Source organism: Fibrobacter sp. UWB11 (genome assembly GCF_900143015.1).
Classification (GTDB): domain Bacteria; phylum Fibrobacterota; class Fibrobacteria; order Fibrobacterales; family Fibrobacteraceae; genus Fibrobacter.
In genome coordinates this window covers 1-17834 of the sequence record NZ_FSRT01000005.1, presented here as the reverse complement: position 1 = coordinate 17834, position 17834 = coordinate 1, and the positions used below count along the sequence as shown (strand labels likewise).

General features: G+C 46.1%; 13 protein-coding genes and 1 tRNA gene. 9 read left to right on the top strand and 5 right to left on the bottom strand.

Features of this window, described 5'->3' with window-relative positions; translation table 11 throughout:
- Window positions 1–403 precede the first annotated feature (403 nt).
- Together BUQ91_RS14715 and BUQ91_RS14710 are read left to right on the top strand one after the other, a co-directional pair.
- Window positions 404–748 carry a type II toxin-antitoxin system RelB/DinJ family antitoxin gene (locus BUQ91_RS14715; RefSeq protein ID WP_254842391.1) on the top strand — a complete coding sequence of 115 codons (345 nt, stop codon included), beginning with the start codon at window positions 404–406 and terminating at the stop codon, window positions 746–748.
- Window positions 748–1026, top strand: a complete 279-nt coding sequence (locus BUQ91_RS14710) for a type II toxin-antitoxin system YafQ family toxin (RefSeq protein ID WP_175566652.1) — start codon at window positions 748–750, stop codon at window positions 1024–1026. Before BUQ91_RS14715 ends, BUQ91_RS14710 begins: the two co-directional genes overlap by 1 nt.
- Before the next feature lie 34 nt (window positions 1027–1060).
- Here the strand turns inward: BUQ91_RS14710 and BUQ91_RS14705 are convergent, their stop codons facing one another.
- Window positions 1061–3346: an endo-1,4-beta-xylanase gene (locus tag BUQ91_RS14705; RefSeq protein WP_074209817.1), complete on the bottom strand. Its 2286-nt coding sequence runs from the start codon at window positions 3344–3346 to the stop codon at window positions 1061–1063.
- 161 nt (window positions 3347–3507) lie between these two features.
- Here BUQ91_RS14705 and BUQ91_RS14700 point away from each other — a divergent pair, with 161 nt between their 5' ends.
- From BUQ91_RS14700 to BUQ91_RS14675, 6 genes are all read left to right on the top strand, one after another.
- A complete protein-coding gene (locus BUQ91_RS14700) occupies window positions 3508–3882 on the top strand; it encodes a hypothetical protein (RefSeq protein ID WP_074209816.1) in 375 nt (124 codons plus the stop codon).
- Window positions 3883–3915: 33 nt separating this feature from the next.
- The gene (locus tag BUQ91_RS14695) at window positions 3916–5862 is read left to right on the top strand and encodes an LTA synthase family protein (protein WP_254842390.1); all 1947 of its coding nucleotides are present in this window, start codon (window positions 3916–3918) and stop codon (window positions 5860–5862) included.
- Window positions 5863–5940: 78 nt separating this feature from the next.
- Window positions 5941–8571: an efflux RND transporter permease subunit gene (locus BUQ91_RS14690; protein ID WP_074209814.1), complete on the top strand. Its 2631-nt coding sequence runs from the start codon at window positions 5941–5943 to the stop codon at window positions 8569–8571.
- Between the two features lie 10 nt (window positions 8572–8581).
- Window positions 8582–9490, top strand: coding sequence for an aspartoacylase (locus BUQ91_RS14685; RefSeq protein WP_074209813.1), 909 nt, complete (start codon window positions 8582–8584; stop codon window positions 9488–9490).
- Between the two features lie 157 nt (window positions 9491–9647).
- Window positions 9648–10310: a hypothetical protein gene (locus tag BUQ91_RS14680; RefSeq protein WP_074209812.1), complete on the top strand. Its 663-nt coding sequence runs from the start codon at window positions 9648–9650 to the stop codon at window positions 10308–10310.
- Window positions 10311–10413: 103 nt separating this feature from the next.
- Window positions 10414–11412, top strand: coding sequence for an HAD-IIA family hydrolase (locus BUQ91_RS14675; protein ID WP_074209811.1), 999 nt, complete (start codon window positions 10414–10416; stop codon window positions 11410–11412).
- Window positions 11413–11436: 24 nt separating this feature from the next.
- On the opposite strand, the gene BUQ91_RS14670 is transcribed toward BUQ91_RS14675, so the two are convergent.
- The 4 genes from BUQ91_RS14670 to BUQ91_RS14655 all read right to left on the bottom strand — a co-directional run bounded on the left by BUQ91_RS14670 (window position 11437) and on the right by BUQ91_RS14655 (window position 17112).
- Entirely contained in the window at window positions 11437–13575 is a 2139-nt protein-coding gene (locus BUQ91_RS14670) for a C13 family peptidase (protein WP_074209810.1), read from the bottom strand.
- Window positions 13562–14572 carry a type 1 periplasmic-binding domain-containing protein gene (locus tag BUQ91_RS15590; protein WP_175566649.1) on the bottom strand — a complete coding sequence of 337 codons (1011 nt, stop codon included), beginning with the start codon at window positions 14570–14572 and terminating at the stop codon, window positions 13562–13564. The genes BUQ91_RS14670 and BUQ91_RS15590 overlap by 14 nt, the downstream gene beginning before the upstream one ends.
- A 100-nt stretch (window positions 14573–14672) precedes the next feature.
- On the bottom strand, window positions 14673–16049 hold the full coding sequence (locus BUQ91_RS14660) for an MAC/perforin domain-containing protein (protein WP_074209808.1): 1377 nt from the start codon (window positions 16047–16049) through the stop codon (window positions 14673–14675).
- Between the two features lie 990 nt (window positions 16050–17039).
- Window positions 17040–17112: transfer RNA gene (locus tag BUQ91_RS14655), tRNA-Gly, on the bottom strand.
- A gap of 71 nt (window positions 17113–17183) precedes the next feature.
- On the opposite strand from BUQ91_RS14655, the gene BUQ91_RS14650 reads away from it, so the two are divergent.
- A complete protein-coding gene (locus BUQ91_RS14650) occupies window positions 17184–17729 on the top strand; it encodes a hypothetical protein (protein ID WP_074209807.1) in 546 nt (181 codons plus the stop codon).
- Window positions 17730–17834 lie beyond the last annotated feature (105 nt).

Genomic DNA, 17834 nt, shown 5'->3' with positions numbered 1-17834 from the left:
AAATTTCCTGTCAGAAAATTTTGTAGTGCTCATTAGTGCAAAAAGTACGGTCCTTTTATATAGGAGGGGGAAGTATCCCCCTGGTTCGCACTTCGTTGCTCTCCACCCTCTCTAGCGGGTGCTCAGTCGCCGCACCCGCAACGCCCGGCTTACCCCGCCCACCCGCCCTAATGCACAAAACCCCCTGTCTTTGCGATAGGGTGCCTTAAACATATTATTTAGAGTAAGGCGTACGCCAGTGTACCTTGCCAATTGATTTGTTCAATGATTCATTTTTAGCATCTCTAAAAAGTCTTAACCTATCCTCTTGACAGTGAAATTTTTTTAGACTATATTTATTTAGTGCTCAAAAGAGCAAAGCATTAAACTCCGCAGTTTCAGCATGTCTGCGGAAGGAGTTAAAATGAAGAATAATATCGCTATAAAACCCATCAAATACTTGCAAATGCTTTACAAACGATGTATATTTGATAGCATGAGTACCGTGGCAAAAAATTTTCGCATTGATTCTGATTTGAATAATCAAGCGACAGCTTTGTTGGAAGGGCTTGGCCTTTCCATGTCTCAAGCGGTATCCATGTTCCTGCGCCAAGTTGTGCTGCAACGAGGTTTGCCCTTTGAAGTGAAATATCCGGAATATCCTAAAGGTTTACGCGAGGCTGTTGCCGAAGCGGAACGCCTAGAGGCTGATCCGAAAACAAAACGATATACGGATATGAACGAAATGTGGGCGGACCTTGACAAATGATATACGAAGTAATTTGGACTAGTCGTTTTAAAAAATCGTACAAGCTTTGCCAAAAGAGGGGGCTCCCGTTACAGGAACTTAAGGACGTAGTTGAACTGCTACGAACGGATCAGGCTTTGGATGCTAAATATCATGATCATGAATTAGTTGGAGAATTTCATGGTACGCGAGAACTCCATATTCGTCCTGATTGGTTGTTGTGCTACAGAAAAAATCAAGGAATCTTAACTTTAACGCTTGTGGCGACGGGTTCGCATTCCGACTTGTTTTCGAAATGACAGATTTGCGAGACATCGTCTCGCAAATTGCAAATTATCTCGCGATTCTAACGCTTTGCATTTTGCCTGTGGTGCGGTTGCGCAAAAAGTAGATGCCCGAGGTTTTTACGGTGCTGGCGGACTTGAACCTTGTTGATGCATCGCTAAAGCCATAGGCTGAAAGGTTGCCCAAGCGTACGCCTTGCACGTCAAACACGTCGTAATTTTGCAGCGTGCTCTGCTCTAGGCGAAGCTTGCTGCCGAAATTTCTGCCATTATCGCCAATGCCTTCCGGTTTTTCCAAAGCGATTGAATCCAACGAATCCAGTGGGTGTGTCGGAATGCCCAGGGGCCACATGTTCTTGCTGTCTGCCCAATGCTTAATGAAATATTGTTCAAGCCAGTCCATAGCGGGGCGATTATTTCCATTTTTGATGAGGCCTGTATTTGTGGGGCTCATCCGCGGCGTTTCCCCGTAAATGTAGCCCCAGAGAGTGACTCCCGCAACATATTCCGATTCCATGAAAACGGGAATATGTTCTGCAAAGCAAGCCTTCTGAAGGTTGTCATCATCCGTACCGATGCTGTATTCTGTAATGAACAAGGGAATCTTTATCTTGTCGTAAATTTTTTGAATGCCGTCCCGTATTGTACTCCCGGCAATGCACTTTATCTCAGGGCCTGAACCTTGGATCATCCAGTTTGCTGCCTGCAATCCAAATGCATCGATAGCCGCATTTTGTTCTTGAAGTTTCAGAATGAGATTAACCGTCGGATCGTTTTCCCAACGCATTTCGTCATAATCGTTGTAAATCAATTTAGCGTAAGGCCAGCGTTTACGAGCCATATTGAAGGCCGTGGCCACAAACTTGTAGTCGCCATCATCGCCGCCGAGAGCCTCAATTACGTTGTTGTAGGCATCAAATCCGGAATGATAGTGACCTGTGCTATTACGGACCGCTCCATCGACAACTTCAATCTGGTAAATTTCGGGATAATGCTTGGCAACGGCGTCAAACCAAGCCGTAATGGCTTCCTTGGTTTCGTTCACGTCGAGCCCATTCAGCCAATGTGGCAAATGCGTCCCTTTCAGCAGATTGCGGAACTTGAAGGGCATGCGAGTATCCCATCGATTTAAAACAGTCCACTGATGAACGGCGTCGCATTTTGAAAAATCGTAATTGCCGCGTTCCTTTTCGACGGCAATCCATGTGCACGCGTTATCCGTAGTAATTTCATTCCAGTAGTCCTCATAATCTTCGGGAATGGATTGACCATCGACAATGACATTACCTAGACGTTTTTCTGCACCGTTGGCAAGGCCTAGCATATAGCGACGAACTCTCGAATCCTTGAAATATTCCTTGAGCCAAGTCATTGCCGGGCGGTCAACGCCGTTTTTAATAAGGCCGGAATTACCCTCCTCCAACCAAGTTTTGCCGTAAATGTAGCCCCAAAGGGTAATGCCCTTCACGTATTCTGTTTCCATCAAGAGCGGAATATGCTCTATGTAGCACTTTTTCTGAAGATTATCGTCCTTGTCTCCGACATCGTATTGTGTAATGTATATGGGAAGGCCTGTTTGTTCGTGTGCATCGTTAAGTGCGCGTTTGAGGACGGAGAAATGCAAGCACTTGCGTTTGCCGCTCCCTTGTGTGGTTGTTTCGTGAAACTGCATTCCAAAGGCATCAATCGGCGCACCCTGGGCCTTGATTTTCTTAACAAGGTCTATGGCTAGCTCCTTATTCCATTGGATTGTATTGTAGTCATTGTAAATTAGGATGGCTTTGGGCCAGCGTTCACGTGCCATTTTAAAAGCCGTGACCACGAATTCGTAGTTTCCGCTATCGCCGCCAAGGGCTTCAACCAGATTGCTGTTGGTATATCCAGAGTGATAGTTGTTGTTGTTGATTTTGACGGCTTCGTTTACCACTTCAATCATTTCGAGGTCGGGATAACGTTCTTTAACCGCATCAATCCAATCAGTCCAAGCCTTTTTTGTTTCGCTAGCGTCGAGAGTCTTTCCCAACCACTGCGGCTTTTGCGAACCCCACAACAGGGTGTGAAACGAGAAAATAGCCTTGTTCTTTCTTGCCCAGTTATAGGCGAGGTCGCAACCCGTCCAGTCGTACTCACCACGCGTTTTTTCGACATGGCCCCAAAGACATTCGTTTTCGGGGGTAATTTGGTTCCAGTAGGTGCCAAAATCTTCGGGGATTTCACCAAAAACGGGAATGTTGCCCAAAAACTTGGACGCGCTGTCGGCCAAGGCGGCAAAAGAAAAAGTTGATGACGCAAGGACAAATGTCAAGGCTTTAAATATTTTTGAAAACATACTCATTGCGACCCCTAATTTTTGATGGCTACAGCACGTAATAATAAAATACCTCGAAAAAGTAGAGATGTTCTTATTTAAGTAAAATCTTTCATTGACAAAACATCTATGGCGTTAATAGGTTCCTTTTTTTGAAGTTATATTTAACCTAATTCCTGGAGGTTTTTATGACTGCAATAATCGGTGCCGTTTTACTCATGCTTGTCGTTGTGATGAGTGTTGCCTTGATTTTCGGGGCTCCGCTAGGCGCATTTACCTTGGGTGGTCGATTTAAAGTTTTCCCTGCAAAATTGCGCATTGTGCTTGCTGCACAGTTGCTTTTGCAAGTTTTCTTTGCCATCGTGCTTTTACAGCTCGGTGGTTACATGTCTCTTTGGTTTTCTCATAAAGTCACCAAAGTTGTTGGAATTGCCTTGGCTGTTTATTTGACGATGAATTGCCTAGCCAATCTCGCTTCGAAAAGTAAAAAAGAAAAATACGTGATGACGCCACTCTCGGCAATAACCGCTTTTTGCTATTGGGTGAACGCTCTCGCGTTTTGACGAACTTTTGTATATTTCGTTTTGGTTTAATTTTTGCTAGGTACTATTATCAAACAGCTCTTTAAAAATCCGTTTATCTTGATTACGTCTGTGGCGTTCTTGCTGCAAACGGTGATGCTCGTTCTTTTCTACGCCTTGCCAGATCCGCTAGGCCTTTCGATGTCCGAAATGTTTGCGGGTAAAACGATTTGGCAAGTTTTTATGGCGTATGGCGCTATCCTTGTGATGTCCTCCATCTTCGCGTTTTTGAAGAGTCCGCGGGCGCTTGCTGTTTTTTACATTCTCTATTTTTTCTTTGCAATTGCAGATTACGAGATTTTCCGCTTTAATCACCAGCGCCTTTCGTATTCTTTTATTCGCACCTATTTCCATTTTTCGAATATTACGGATGCAACGACGGTTTCGACGCTTGGGGGCGATGGTGTAGGAACGTTCCTTTGGGTTGGTCTTGTGTTCTTGATTTTGGCAGGTGGCATCGCGTTTTGCGTGACGTATTCGATTCGTCAAAGACGCATGACCATGATGGAAAAGCGTATCGCAAAGCTCTCAGATAAGAAAGTCCCTGTGACCATGCTTGCTTCGGGAATTGTTCTTTCTGTGATTCCTTTGATCTTGTTTATTGTCGGTGCTCGTGGCATTACGAATTTCCCTTTCCAAATCGATTGGCGCTTTACGCTTGGGAAATACACGCTGACTGCCCCGGTTCTGCATATTGCAGGGCTTGAAACGTTTGAATTCATGCGCGATGGCTATTCTATTACGGATGAACTCGTCCATGACCTCGATGCCTTTTTGCCTGCTGATTTTGCAGGGGCTCGTTCAAATGCGGAATATCCTGGATACCGCAATGCTCCGACGCATGAATACAAGGCTACAAAATCGTACAACATTGTTTTCATTTTCGGAGAATCTTACAAGGGCCGTGTGCTGAACCAGATGCTCGAAGGCGATACCTCGATTGCTCCGAACTTGTGGAAAATGGCATCTTCTGTAGGCGGGCTTTGGTTCAAGAATGCATATAGCGGTAGCTATCCGACCGTGCGCGGGACAACTTCGACCTATCTCGGGTTCCCTTCGCACCCGAATCGCGACGTGCCGGCGTTCTATGCATCGAACCATTTTAAAGGCTTCCAGGAATATCTGACAAATTACCATCGTGCATACATGACGGTTTCGAACCCTGTTTTTGACCATACATTGCCTTTTGTGGAACGTTTTTATGGCGACAATTGGCGCGTTATTGAAGATCCGAAAATTCCGGGAACGTCAGACAGTCTCGGGATGGACCTTGCAATAGAATTGCTTAAGACGATGCCTGCCGATAGCGCTTGGTTCCTGGCCGCAAATACAATTGCAACGCATATTCCGTTCTACGGTTACCCGGACAGTTACGCTGCAAAACCCGAAGATGCTATGGTGCGTTTCAAGAATGCATTACGTTATACGGATGAACAAATGGGCCGATTCTTTGAAGCGCTGTATGCAAGGCCTGATTTCGAACGTACGGTTGTCGTGATTCTCGGTGACCATGATACACCTGTAGATTCCATTGATTACAAAGTGCCGCAACCGCTTGGAGTTTCTGCTGCACAGATTTTCATGGGAATTTTCTCGCCGGATACCACGCTCTTTAAGGGACTTGAAATTCGCGAAGATGTGGCTTCGCAGCTCGATATTGGCCCCACGATTTTGGATTTGGCACAAGTCCGCGCTCCGAACCATTTCTGGGGTTATGACTTGCTTACCGAAAAACGACCGGCAGAGCAGCCCGCGCTATTCTATACCCAAAATGCTTACTATCTCGGTTTCCGCGATTCCGTGCTGACGGGAGGCCTGGAATCCGATGAAGTGTACAAGGGAAAAAATGGCTCGTTTGAGCATGTTTCGGATTCCTTGTCGCTTTCGTGGAAGTCGCATGCCGTCGGGGCCAGCAAAGTCTTGCGTTCCCTTTTGCGCAACGACAATATGTTGCCCCATTAATCTCTCTTTTTCGCTGTTCATCGGAAATTGGGAACGGCCTAGTTTAAGTGGCGTGGGAATATTAATATATTTTCACGCATGAATACGAAAAAATCATTTGCTGAAAAATTTTCCAAGTGGTATATCCCTCTCATTTGCCGTCATAAGTATGCGGCCTTAGCTTTTTATATTCTCCTTGCGCTCATCCTCGCGTTCCCGATTCTCGTGAAGCCGGGGCTCAAACTGGATGCGGATCTTTCGCACCTATTGCCCGAAGATACCCCGAGCGTGAAGGCTCTTGAAGAATCTTACGAGCGTTTCGGCAGTACCGACCGCTTCATGATTGCCATCCAGAGCGAAAGTGTTGAACTTGCCGCTGCTTTGCAGGACTCGATTCAAAATTACATCCACAAAAATTGGCAGGGCGATTTTGTTTCCACGCAGGTGGATAACGATAACCAGTTCTTCAAGGATAATGCGCTTTTGTACCTCCCGGTCAAGCACCTTGAAAACATCCGCGACAACCTCGAAGATTTGCAACTCGAAATTGGCCGCAAGAATGGCCCGCTCGTAGTTGATTTGCTCGGCGATGGTCCGGCGGATTCTGCGTCATCGGGCGATGCCTCTGCAAAAAAAGAACGTGTCTGGTTTGATGCGAATTTGCCGATGGAACTCGGCCTTCCCGAAGAAGCGGTGAGTGCTTTCGATGCATTCTTTAAAAAGAAGGAACCTGTAGAATCTGAAACGGGTAAAAAAGAATGGAACCCGAAGGCGTATTTGCCGGATAGTTTGAAAAATCGCTTGATTGGTACTCCGGAGCCGGATAGCACGGGCAAGATTCTCTTTAACGCCGTGGTGAATGCAAAGCTTATCAAGCCGTCGACCGATTATGAATTTGTGACGAAAATTTTGGCAAAGACCGATGAACTTTTGGCTTACTTCCGCGGCAAGCAATATCCGGTGCCTACGCGATTCACGGTTGAAGGTACTTACGAAGGCTTGAAGGAAGTCGATGAAGTCGCAAACGACAGTATTTTCTCGTTTGGCATAAGCCTTGTCTTGATTTTCCTCTTGACCGCGTTCTTCTTCAGGAGTGTCAAAGGCCCAATTCTCGTGACCGGCTCCGTGCTTTACGCTTGCCTCCCGACGCTTGCCTTTACCGCACTTTTCTATGGCAAGTTGAATCCGTTTACGGTGTTCGTTGCCTCGATTATTTTGGGCATCGGCATTGACTATTCCATTCACATTTTGGGTAACGCGCAAAAGCTTTTGAACAAATACAGTTCTTTGGAAGAAGTTCTCGAAGAAACTCAGCGCAAGATGCTCAAGCCGTTCATCTTGGCAAGTTTCACGACGATTGCTGCGTTCCTTACACTTTTGGTTGCGCACTTCCGCGGATTCTATGAATTCGGCATTGTGGCATCGATGGGCGTTCTCTTCAGTATGATGACTTCTGTCCTTGTTTTGCCGGTATTTGTGGCATGCATGGGTGGAATCCCCGCTGCTCCGAATAATTCGCTGTTGCCCAAATCTTGGAGCGAAAAGCAAATTTATGGTTTCTTCAAGCATCTGGCGCTGATTGGTTTTGTGTTGGGTGCTGCTGCATTGTATTATGCTCCGCATGTGGACTTTGAACACAATTTGAAGAACTTGCGCCGCGTGCATACGGACAAGGTGATTCCGGCTGCCGAAAAGAAAATTTCGACCAAGGTAACCCGCGCCACGAATCGCGCTGTGACTTCGACGCCTGCGGCGGTGATGGGCTCTAAGCCAGAACAGCTTGACAAACTTTATGACACGTTGATGATTCGACTCCATGACGAGAAGGATCCGTTGCTCGGTAGTTTCCTTACGCTCAAGAGCTTTGTGCCGCCTGCAGATTCGCAGGAAAAGCGTCTTGAAGTCATCGAAGAAATTCGTGACTTGGTCGAGGCGAGAGTCTTTGATAAAGCGGAAGGTGATGATTCTGCAAATGTGGCGACACTCCGTAAGTTGGCTCAGGTCGAAAAGCCTTTTGCTGCTGAAGATGTCCCGGCCTGGACGCTCGATTTGCTCCGCGAAAAGGATGGCTCATACGGCAAGATTGGCTTTATTTACGGCGACTTCCCGAGCTGGGATGCTCATGCGTTGCACCGCTTCCAGGAACGCTATGGCAACTGGAATTTTGATGGCGAACGCTTGCGCACTTTCTCGTCGCAGTTCATCCTCTCGGATGTGATCGAGTCGGTCAAGGCGGATAGCTTTAATTTGGCTTCGGTCATTGTGCTTGTCATTTTCCTTACGCTAATTGTCTCGTTCCGCAAACCGTCGATGTTCTTGGCGGGTGGTGTCTCGTTTGGCATGGGCGCGCTTCTCACGCTTGGCCTGTTGGGCGCGTTGACGTACTTCTTTGAATTTGGAAAAATCAGCATCTATAACGTGATTGTGATTCCGATGACACTTGGTATTGGCATCGATGCGACTATTCACTTTATCACTTCTTGGTGCTCGAAGTCCAATGAAGGTATGAATCTTCGTCAACTTTTTGATACGACGGGCCGTAACGTCATGGCAAGTTCCATGACGACGATTGCAGGCTTTGTCGGGTTCCTCTTTACGACTCACCGCGGTTTGCAGGGCATTGGCCATCTCGCTTGCTTGGGCATCTTTATGTTCCTTGTGACAAGCGTTGTGTTCTCGATGTTCCTTTGCGGTTCTTGGTTAAAAAAGAAAGACGAAAAGAAAAAATAATGGCTGAGTTATGAGTAAGATAAATACGATTGTAGTTGCTGGCGGAACGCATGGCAACGAACGTACGGGTGTGAGTTTGGTCGAAAAGTGGCTCGCTCATCCTGAATGTTACAATACGATTTGTAAATCGGCGAAGGTAGATGTTGTACTTGCGAATCCGGAAGCGGTTCGTCTCAATCGCCGTTACCGCGACCATGATTTGAATCGCGCATTTTCGCAGACTTGTTTGGATATGTCTGTGGAGCCTTCTCAGTACGAATTTCACAGAGCACGTGAACTCAATCGACTTTACGGCCCCAAGGGTGCGGACACGCGCACGGACTTGATTTTGGACGTGCACAATACGGGCGCGAACATGGGCTATTGCTTGATTCTTTCGACCCGCGATCCGTTTACGATGAAGGCTTCTGCGGTGCTTACGCAGGAATTTGAGGATGCCTGGATTTATTACCAGCCCGAAGAACGTAGCGCTTCGCCGTATTTTGGAACAGTCGCGAAAGCGGATGTTTGCATTGAAATTGGTCCGCAACAGCATGGAACGCTGAATGCCGAAATTTTTGAACGCTCTGAAAAGCTCGTAAAACGTTATTTGGAACTTGCAGAAGAGTGGAATCGCGGTGAACTGCAAAAGCGCGAACCGATTGAGGTCGAAGTTTATACGCAGTTACGCGATTTGGGTTATCCGAAGCCGCAAGGCGGTGGCTCGATTTTGGCTATGATTCACCCGAAATTAGATGGTCACGATTATCGTGAACTCAGACAAGGCGACAAGCTTTTCCGCACGTTCGATGGCAAGGATATTTTGTTCGAAGGTGAACCGGACGGACGTAGCGTCTACCCGATTTTCATCAACGAACCCGCGTACTACGAAAAAGACATCGCCATGAGCCTCACCGTGAAAACCGTTGAGAAATGGTAAGTTCGCTTTGTCACCCCGGCCTCTGTGCTCTTTGACCACTTAGAACTTTAGTTCTTATGTGGTCATGATCCGCGTATGGGGACGGGGTCGCCACATTTCCACTGCACATTCCCTTCATGCGGAAAATATTATCTTTGATGTTCAAAGGAATGACATTATGATAGACTTCGATGAATCTAGCGTGCCGAGTGCTGATTTGACTCAAGTGACGGGTGAAGAAAGCCTCAAGAACTTTATGGACATTGTTCAAGAACTCAAGGAAAAACCTTGGGATTCCCGCTTGAACGACATTCTCGATGCGTTCGAAGACTTCTTGACGATGCGTCCGGAACCGCCGCAGTCTTGGCAAGACAATTATGCTGCTAGCGGAAAAGAATTTGATTATTATCAAATTGTATTGCCCGAAGATTTCCAGGATCCATACGAAGACGACCTCGGAAACATCAATCGCTTGCGTGGCGAATTTGCGCGTGTTCCGAGTACGATGGCTTTGGAACATGAACTCATCAGCCGCAATTACTTTATTTTTGAAAATGGCCATGCCGAACCGATTCCTGCTCCGCGCCCGATTCTGATGCTCGAAAGCAAGGACCGCGAAGATGACGAAGAGCCGCAGGAAGGCGATATCACTTGGGATTGCTGCATCTCGATTTTCGCAGATGGTAGCTATGTAGCCTACAATCTCGACCATGACGATGACGAAGAACTCGGCGAAGATTTCAAGGTCGTTTTTGAAAAGCACATCAAGACGCTTTCGAAGTTGCAACTCGTGATTCCCGTGGAAGGCCGCGACTACGGCATTCTCCGCAGCGACGCATAATCGCTTATTGCGCTTGTCATCCTGAGCTTCGCGAAGGATCCAGTCAAATCTAGAGTTTAAGGCTCGTCATTCTCACGAAGTTGATTGTCAAAAGCGAATTTAAATGGAACTGTTAGAAACAGAAATCTACCTGCGTTACAAGCAAATTATTGAATCGCAAACGGCATATTCCCTTACATGTCATCCCGGACTTGTTCCGGGATCGCCTTTTCATCGCGAAAATGAAAGTGTTCAACCACGTCATGTTCACATGGCGGATTTGCTAGACCATTACGACGTTTTTTGCTTTGATGGCTATGGCACTCTCTACAATCGCGATAGATTTGTTTATCCCGGTGCAATGGAATGGTTTCTGTCGCTCCGCCGTGCAGGTAAACATCTCCGATTGGTGACGAACGCAGCCTCTGATGTCGATGAAGTCTTGGCTCGCGATGCGGACAAGCGCGGTTTCGATTTTTCGACGGAAGAAACGATTTCATCGGGAAGTTTGTTGCGGAACCTTGTAGAGCAATTGCGTCGAGGTGAAACTGTCGCGAAGCCGCTAGAACTGCGCGAACTCTATTACATCGGTCGCGAGACGGGCAAGAATGTTCTTGCTAAATGCGGAATCACAGCTGTCCCGATGGATGCGGAACCCGCTGAGCCGATTGTTGCTATTTCGTCTGCGAAAGATACGCCAGAAACGTATGCACAAGCGGTCAAGATTTTGCAGAAGCCGTGCGCTATTTTGCTCGTGCTCAATTCAGATGCGTGGGCTCCGAAAATTCCAGATGAAAACGGCATGACATTGCGCGAACCAGTTTCTGGTGCGTTGAGTGAACGTTTGCGCCGCGATTCCGCTTGCGATGCGAATGGGGGAGAAGGCTGTGTGACTTTCTATTTAGGCAAGCCTTTCCCTGCAATTTGGGAACGTGTAAAAGCTTCGCTTCCGGCGGGCTCTCGCGTGCTGATGATTGGCGATACGCTTGGAACAGATGTGTATGGTGCAAAAATTGCGGGCTTTGATAGTGCTCTTGTTGTGGGGCGAAATGTGCCTGCCGCAGAATTAGATGCAGACGAAGTTGCGCTTGGAATCAGGCCTGATTATTATTTGGAACCGTAAAATAAAAGAACCAAGCTTGCGCATTTATTTTATCACAAAAAATTCGCCCATCGTTTCTTTATAGATGTTTCCGTAATTTTTTACGTTATACAGTTGTACGTGAGAACCTGAAATCTTACTTGCAATCTCGATATACATATCTCTTAAGGAGGCGTCGGGCGCTTCATTCAATAGCTCCGTAAAGCCACGAGTAAAACTGTTAGTCAAGTAGACTCCCATTTCTTCGTTTCGTTCATCGGCCTTGCTTGTTTCATAAGGTGATGCCGCAGTCAAAAAAATGATACCAGGGAGCTTTGCTTGTTCCGCTGTTTCTCCGAGACCTCCACTATAGCAGGCTTCTACGGCAACTAGTACCTTGCGGTGCGGAATCTGTTTTATCAGAGAAATAATCTGTTCGTAACTGATTTTATTTTTGCCATATTCCAAATAACCAGGAATTCCGTGTCCACTCCAGAATACAAAAACATTGTCAGTTGATTTGGCCTGAATCACCTTGGGTAAACTTTTGCTTGATTTCCCTGTTAGAACATCCTTCATTTTTTGTGGATCAAGTGAACTTAATTTGTAATCAATCACGTTGGGCTCATACACGTTGCCGCCATCTAAGCGGACAAATAATTCTCCGGGGTAGGGGTTCTGTTCATGATTCACAAGATCGTCTTCGGCAATCACGATAATGTGATCGTCATCGTAACCCATTTTTTTGAGTTTTTGGTAAAAGGCAAAGATGTCTGCTTGAAAACGGTAATTTGCCCAGCCAGAAGATGCCGCCACCAAAAGTGCCCAGCGTTTTGAAACATCTGCATAAGAAATATTCGTATCCGCATTATTGAAAAAACTCGTATCCACATTGGCTTTAAAAATTTCCAGCCAATTGTCCTGCGGATTCACCGAATGCTTTGAATTATCGTTGCTGGTAAAATCATTTGTCACATATTTATGATTAGCAATATTCCACCCACGATATACGGAACCGCTTACGCTGTTGTCCCTATTTTGGAAAGTCCATGAACTTGACACACCCGCTAAATCAGGCAAGTGGCCGTTTTGCAGCGCCAAGAAGTTTTCCTGCATTCCTGCAACCATCCAATCGCCACCGACACCATCTCTTCCTTCTAGCACCGCTCTAATGGATTCGTTCAACTCTAGACCCGACGAAATGGAATAAGAAGCTGCATATGCTAAGATATACAGGGCGTCAAAGAAATGAGCCTCGCCATTGAGGATTCCTTCGTTGAAGTGTTCATGATAAGCTTGAGCAAAACCCGATTCGGGCCTTGCGTATAAATCAAAACCTCGGTAAAAATCATAGTGAAGTTTATTCACGATAGAATCTGAGACGAAGTTGCTGGAACATATCACGCGAATTCCTCCGCGTGAAACCACATCTTGTCGATATAGCTCATCATCAAAGGCAAGTGCCATTTTGTCATTGTAAGGCTCAAACAGCAGAACGCTGTACTGGTTTTTACGGTCCAGATAATTTTGCACAAGCGTTCTCAATTCAGTCTCGTCATTATAAAGGAAAATCCTATCAATTTTCAAGTCAAATTCTTCGGCCATAAAGCCAAGCCAGTCCACATAAGAACTGACAAGGTTCCCGTTCAATTCGCTAGAAGGCGCCAAAAGTGTAAGCTCTAATTTTTCTGCAAACGCACCTATTGAAAAGCTCGCCAAATGCGAGAATGCCGATTCTATCAGCATAAAATCATTTTCGACTAAGTTCCACAGGTTCGGCATATTGGCAAAGGTTCGCTGGTATTCCACATTCGAGGACTTCGGTGATAAAATCGGTTTTGTGCTTTGTTTCAAAAGTTCCGCCATGCGGTACGCCTTGTCTGATTGTGTAGGGCCAACAATGGCCACATAGTCCGTGTCGTGCGCAATCTTTTCCATGTAGGAGTCGATATCGGCATCATCCTGGTTTTTAAATTCCAGCTGTAGTTTTACTTTTTGGTCAAGTCCTGCCTGAGCTTTTTCAATATTTTCCAAAGCCCACTCGGCACTGCGTTTCCAGCGGGGCATTTCAGAAGTCGTTGCCATGACGGCGACTTTAAACTTTTGCGTATTGACATCGGACTTGGCCGAGAATGAATTGTCGGAGCACGCACAAAGACAAAGCAATGTAACAAACAATAACGAAAGAAGACTATTTCTTGGCATGGCGAGCCTCCTCGCTAACAGCTTCATCATAATATTTGTCATGGCGGGCTTCAAAGTTTTTCGTATCGCCAAAATTTTTGTTGAATACAATCGCCGTGGCGCCATCCCCCAGGCCCAAAGAACGGAAACGTGGCCATTCCTTACCCGAAAGCCATTCTTCCAGATAGCGCACCACGATTTCCTTGATGGAAATCGTCAGCGTAAAAGGCACCTTGGGCAAAACCCCGCTCTGGTCAACATCCATTCCAATCATGAAATGACCCGTATTCGGTAAATCAATCATTGCACGGCGCGCCCCCTTGATGGCTCCCCCTAGCAGCGGAAATATGGCTGAAGGTCTATCAGCGTCTAGAAAAAAATTCAGGACCGAGTACGTCGCCATGTAGGCAAATTCGATGTTGTTAAAAGCCGCTTCGTCATTTTCAGTTTCAGACACATAAATCAGCTGTAGCGAATCTTTCACCGTCTTATGTGCTTCATAACCTTTCTTAAAGCCGTTTATGGATGTTTCGAGGGTCGCAAATCCAGGAGCCGCCGCCAAAATGAGACATGGGTTTATGCCTAAAATCGCACCGGACAAGTAACTAGCCCCGTAGCGGTCGATAGAAAAGGAATAGACGTTTTGCGGGAGTTTCGCAGAATCGGCTTCAAATAGTAAGATTTTGTTTCCATCCCCCGTAAAGTGGGCGTCGAGCTTTTGCGCTAACCCCATGTATTCCGAAGAAGCTAATATGAGCAGCGATGAATCTGTATCGGCATTTTTTTTGAGCCACGATTTTACAAGAGAGTCTGCTTCGTCTATGGATTCTGGCTGTATCAAGCGAAATGGAATCCCATGATTTTCGGAGAGCCTAAAAAGTCCAGCCAATATCTGGTCATTGTAACTGTTATCGCCGATACCGTTGATGCTTGCAATCAACGTGATTTTTGCAATTCCCGAATTTTTTTCGGAAACACCAACAGATTCGCTATTGGAACAAGCGAATAGAAAAAGCAAAAATAATCCAAAAATAAATCTAACCATCATTGTCTTAAAATGAGAAATATTCCCCCTTACGGGGGAACTTTCTAGTTTGTTAATTCTCTAGTAAATCACATTAGCTGTCTTTTTTTTCAGTCTTAGTGGGGGCTACGACACCGAAGTCAGACAAGATGCTGGAGCCATCCATATAGTCTTTGAGTTTTTTCTTGCGGTCCACAGCTTCTTTACCGAGACTTTCGTCGATCAGCTCGTAGAGCGGTAGCAGACGTTTGCCAGAGAAATCGATAAGCGTTGCGTTTTCGGCGAGTGACGATTTCCAAGCATTCACATCATCCTTCTTCAAGATTTTGGAATCCGTAATCTTCAACGCCTTATCGGCATCGCCACCGGCCACGGTCACTTTGAGGTTCAGCTCGTCATATTCTTCTTCGTAGCTGGCATATACTTCTTCGTCTACGAAAGCCTTTGCATCAAATGCGTAACCATATGCGGCCTCAGCATAATCGATAAGTTCAAATTTATAGGCTCGTTCTGAAGCCATTGCTTGGCGGATACGGCCTCCTAGCGTAGCGCCCAAAACGACGTGAGTACCGTAACGCTGAATCAATTTCTTGAAACCGGCATTATCGCTCGGGAATTTCTTGTCGAGGCCGTTAATGGCATTGTAGGCAGACGTTTTCATGTTGTCGGTTATGACATCATCCAAGTCACCTTCTTCAAAGTCGACTGACGTTACGGCAACATTGACATAGGCTACCGCAAGTTCATAGAATTCATTTTCATACGTCCAGTCAGTAAACGCTGCTTCGTATTCACCTGAGAACCAGCCTTTATCAAAACTGATTCCGCCCCATTCGTCTAACCATTCATCATATTCATAAAAGTCCGAACCATACCATCTAAAGAAATCAACTTTGACATTGGTGGGGCTTTGCGAAATTACTTCATTTTCGATCAAGGTCTTGGTGTCAAATATTTCGGCCTTGAGTGATCCGTAATCGGCATAAGCACCGGTAAGGGCGTCGTAACCATAGCCAACGGCGTAGATCTTGTTTGATTTCGATAAGACGCTAGCATTATCAGCGTAGTCGCCACTATATTTCTGAACCACGGTAATGGTTTTGTTTAGGGATGTGTCTTCGGGGTACACAAAGCGCAGGTTTCCTGAAAAACGATCTTCCATATCGTTCATGCCCACGCGGATTTTGATGGTTGCATCGCCTTCGCCCGATTTTGGGCTAATGGATTGGATGAACTTCGTTTCGTCTTCGATTTTCCATTTGCCGTCGGCCACGATTTTGATATCGTAGGTACTGTCCATCATGTCGAACACCAATGTGTCATCGGCTGTTTTGCCTGACACTTCGACTGCAATGGAGTTCACAGTCCCCCCACTAGGAGAGTCTGAGTCGGAACATGCGGCAAGACCTGCGGTTATTGCGCATATGAGAGAAAATTCTACAGAGAATTTCTGAGTTTTTGAGTAATTCATGATTTCCCTCCTTCTTAAGAAAGGTTTTTTGGCGCTTGAGCGCTTTCTGATTGTAAAATATTTTTTTTGATAAGAAAGTCAATAATAATTGTAATAAAATTGTATCAAAATTTGAATATTCCAAGTTGGAATGTTTTGAAGAAAAAGAGGTTGCGCCTTGTTTCTCTTATTTCGAGCGGGAAAAGCGTGCAAAACGAGTGTTGCAAAATTATGCTTGCATAATTTTATAACTGAGTGCAGCCGCGGACGCCGTAGGCGTCAACAGGGTTTGATTCGTCGTCAGTCTCCGCTTGCGCGGCTGACGACTCACCCTAACGGGCTTATCGCTTGCGCGATAATTCCAAAATTCGCTCTTCGCACTTCGTGCATGACCGAATTTTGTGATTCGTCGTCAGTCTCCGCTTGCGCGGCTGACGACTCACCCTAACGGGCTTATCGCTTGCGCGATAATTCCAAAATAACTCGCCCGCACTTCGTGCACCTCGTTATTTTGTCGACCCCTCTTCTCGGGTTCTCGACCTTATTTACAATATAAAATAAATGGACCCCAAAAGGGATCCATTTATTTTAGAGCGGGAAAAGGGTTTGTTTGCCCGCAATATTCCTTGCTGGCGCAAGGTTGCGGTCAAACCCTTCGGGCTTGCACTCGCTTCGCTCGTGTCAAGCGCAAAATTTGCCTCTTCGCACTTCGTGCATGAGTCAAATTATGCGACCCCTCTTCTCGGGTTCTCGACCTTATTTACAATATAAAATAAATGGACCCCAAAAGGGATCCATTTATTTTAGAGCGGGAACGGGTTTGATTCGTCGCCAGTTACCGCTTCGCGGCTGGCTCCTCACCCTACGGGCTTATCGCTTGCGCGATAATTCCAAAATAACTCGCACGCACTTCGTGCACCTCGTTATTTTGTCGAACCCTCTTCTCGGGTTCTCTACCTGTTACACAATATAAAATAAAAACGAACCCTGGTGGGTCCGTTTTTATTTTAGAGCGGGAAAAGGGTCTCGAACCCTCGACATCGACCTTGGGAAGGTCGCGCTCTACCAACTGAGCTACTCCCGCGTGGGTAGCCTTAATTTAGTAAAATTGGGGGGCTTGTAAAGGGATGCCTTCTTTTTTTCTATTATTAGAATATGCAAAATCTTAAGTTTAAATCTGTTTGTGGCGTAGTGGCGCTCGTTTGTCTTGTATCGACGAATATTGCATGGAGCGAGGGGGAAAAGCGTGGCTTTTTTGATAGCTTCACAAATTTCTTTACGCCGACGGGTTCAATCAAAGGTGAAGGCCCGGTTTATGATGAACTTAAGGGTGTCGAATCTCAAATCGATAAGATTGAAGTCCAATATTCTAGAGAACGCCGTCCGGGCAACAAGACTCGTTATCGCAAACAACTGGATAGCCTCCGCAATGTCCGCGATTCTTTGATTACGGTGATTGAAAAAATGCCGACGTCATCGGCTGCTGTTGCGAATTCCTCATCTGCGGCGGTTCCCGCTAGCAGTGCTGCAAATGTTGTTTGCTCTCGCGATACAGTCTTTGTTCACGATACACTTGTCGTGCGCGATACCGTCGTGATTCACGATACTTTATACGTTGTTCTTGCGAACAAACCAGAGGCTGCGCCAAAAGCGGCTCAGAAAGGCAATAAAAAAGCGAAGACAGCTCCTGCGAAAGAATAGTGCTTAGATCCTATCGCCTTTGGCTCCAGGATGACTGTGGAGACGTTAAGTCAATTGCTTTTGTCACTCTGGAACCGTTAGGTGATAGAGTCCATAATGTTTTTT

Excerpts from the sequence above, each read along its gene's own strand:
- BUQ91_RS14715 (WP_254842391.1), top strand. The coding sequence starts at position 404 with ATGAAGAATAATATCGCTATAAAACCCATCAAATACTTGCAAATGCTT.
- BUQ91_RS14705 (WP_074209817.1), bottom strand. The coding sequence starts at position 3,346 with ATGAGTATGTTTTCAAAAATATTTAAAGCCTTGACATTTGTCCTTGCG.
- BUQ91_RS14700 (WP_074209816.1), top strand. The coding sequence starts at position 3,508 with ATGACTGCAATAATCGGTGCCGTTTTACTCATGCTTGTCGTTGTGATG.
- BUQ91_RS14690 (WP_074209814.1), top strand. The coding sequence starts at position 5,941 with ATGAATACGAAAAAATCATTTGCTGAAAAATTTTCCAAGTGGTATATC.
- BUQ91_RS14685 (WP_074209813.1), top strand. The coding sequence starts at position 8,582 with ATGAGTAAGATAAATACGATTGTAGTTGCTGGCGGAACGCATGGCAAC.
- BUQ91_RS14680 (WP_074209812.1), top strand. The coding sequence starts at position 9,648 with ATGATAGACTTCGATGAATCTAGCGTGCCGAGTGCTGATTTGACTCAA.
- BUQ91_RS14675 (WP_074209811.1), top strand. The coding sequence starts at position 10,414 with ATGGAACTGTTAGAAACAGAAATCTACCTGCGTTACAAGCAAATTATT.
- BUQ91_RS14670 (WP_074209810.1), bottom strand. The coding sequence starts at position 13,575 with ATGCCAAGAAATAGTCTTCTTTCGTTATTGTTTGTTACATTGCTTTGT.
- BUQ91_RS14660 (WP_074209808.1), bottom strand. The coding sequence starts at position 16,049 with ATGAATTACTCAAAAACTCAGAAATTCTCTGTAGAATTTTCTCTCATA.
- BUQ91_RS14650 (WP_074209807.1), top strand. The coding sequence starts at position 17,184 with ATGCAAAATCTTAAGTTTAAATCTGTTTGTGGCGTAGTGGCGCTCGTT.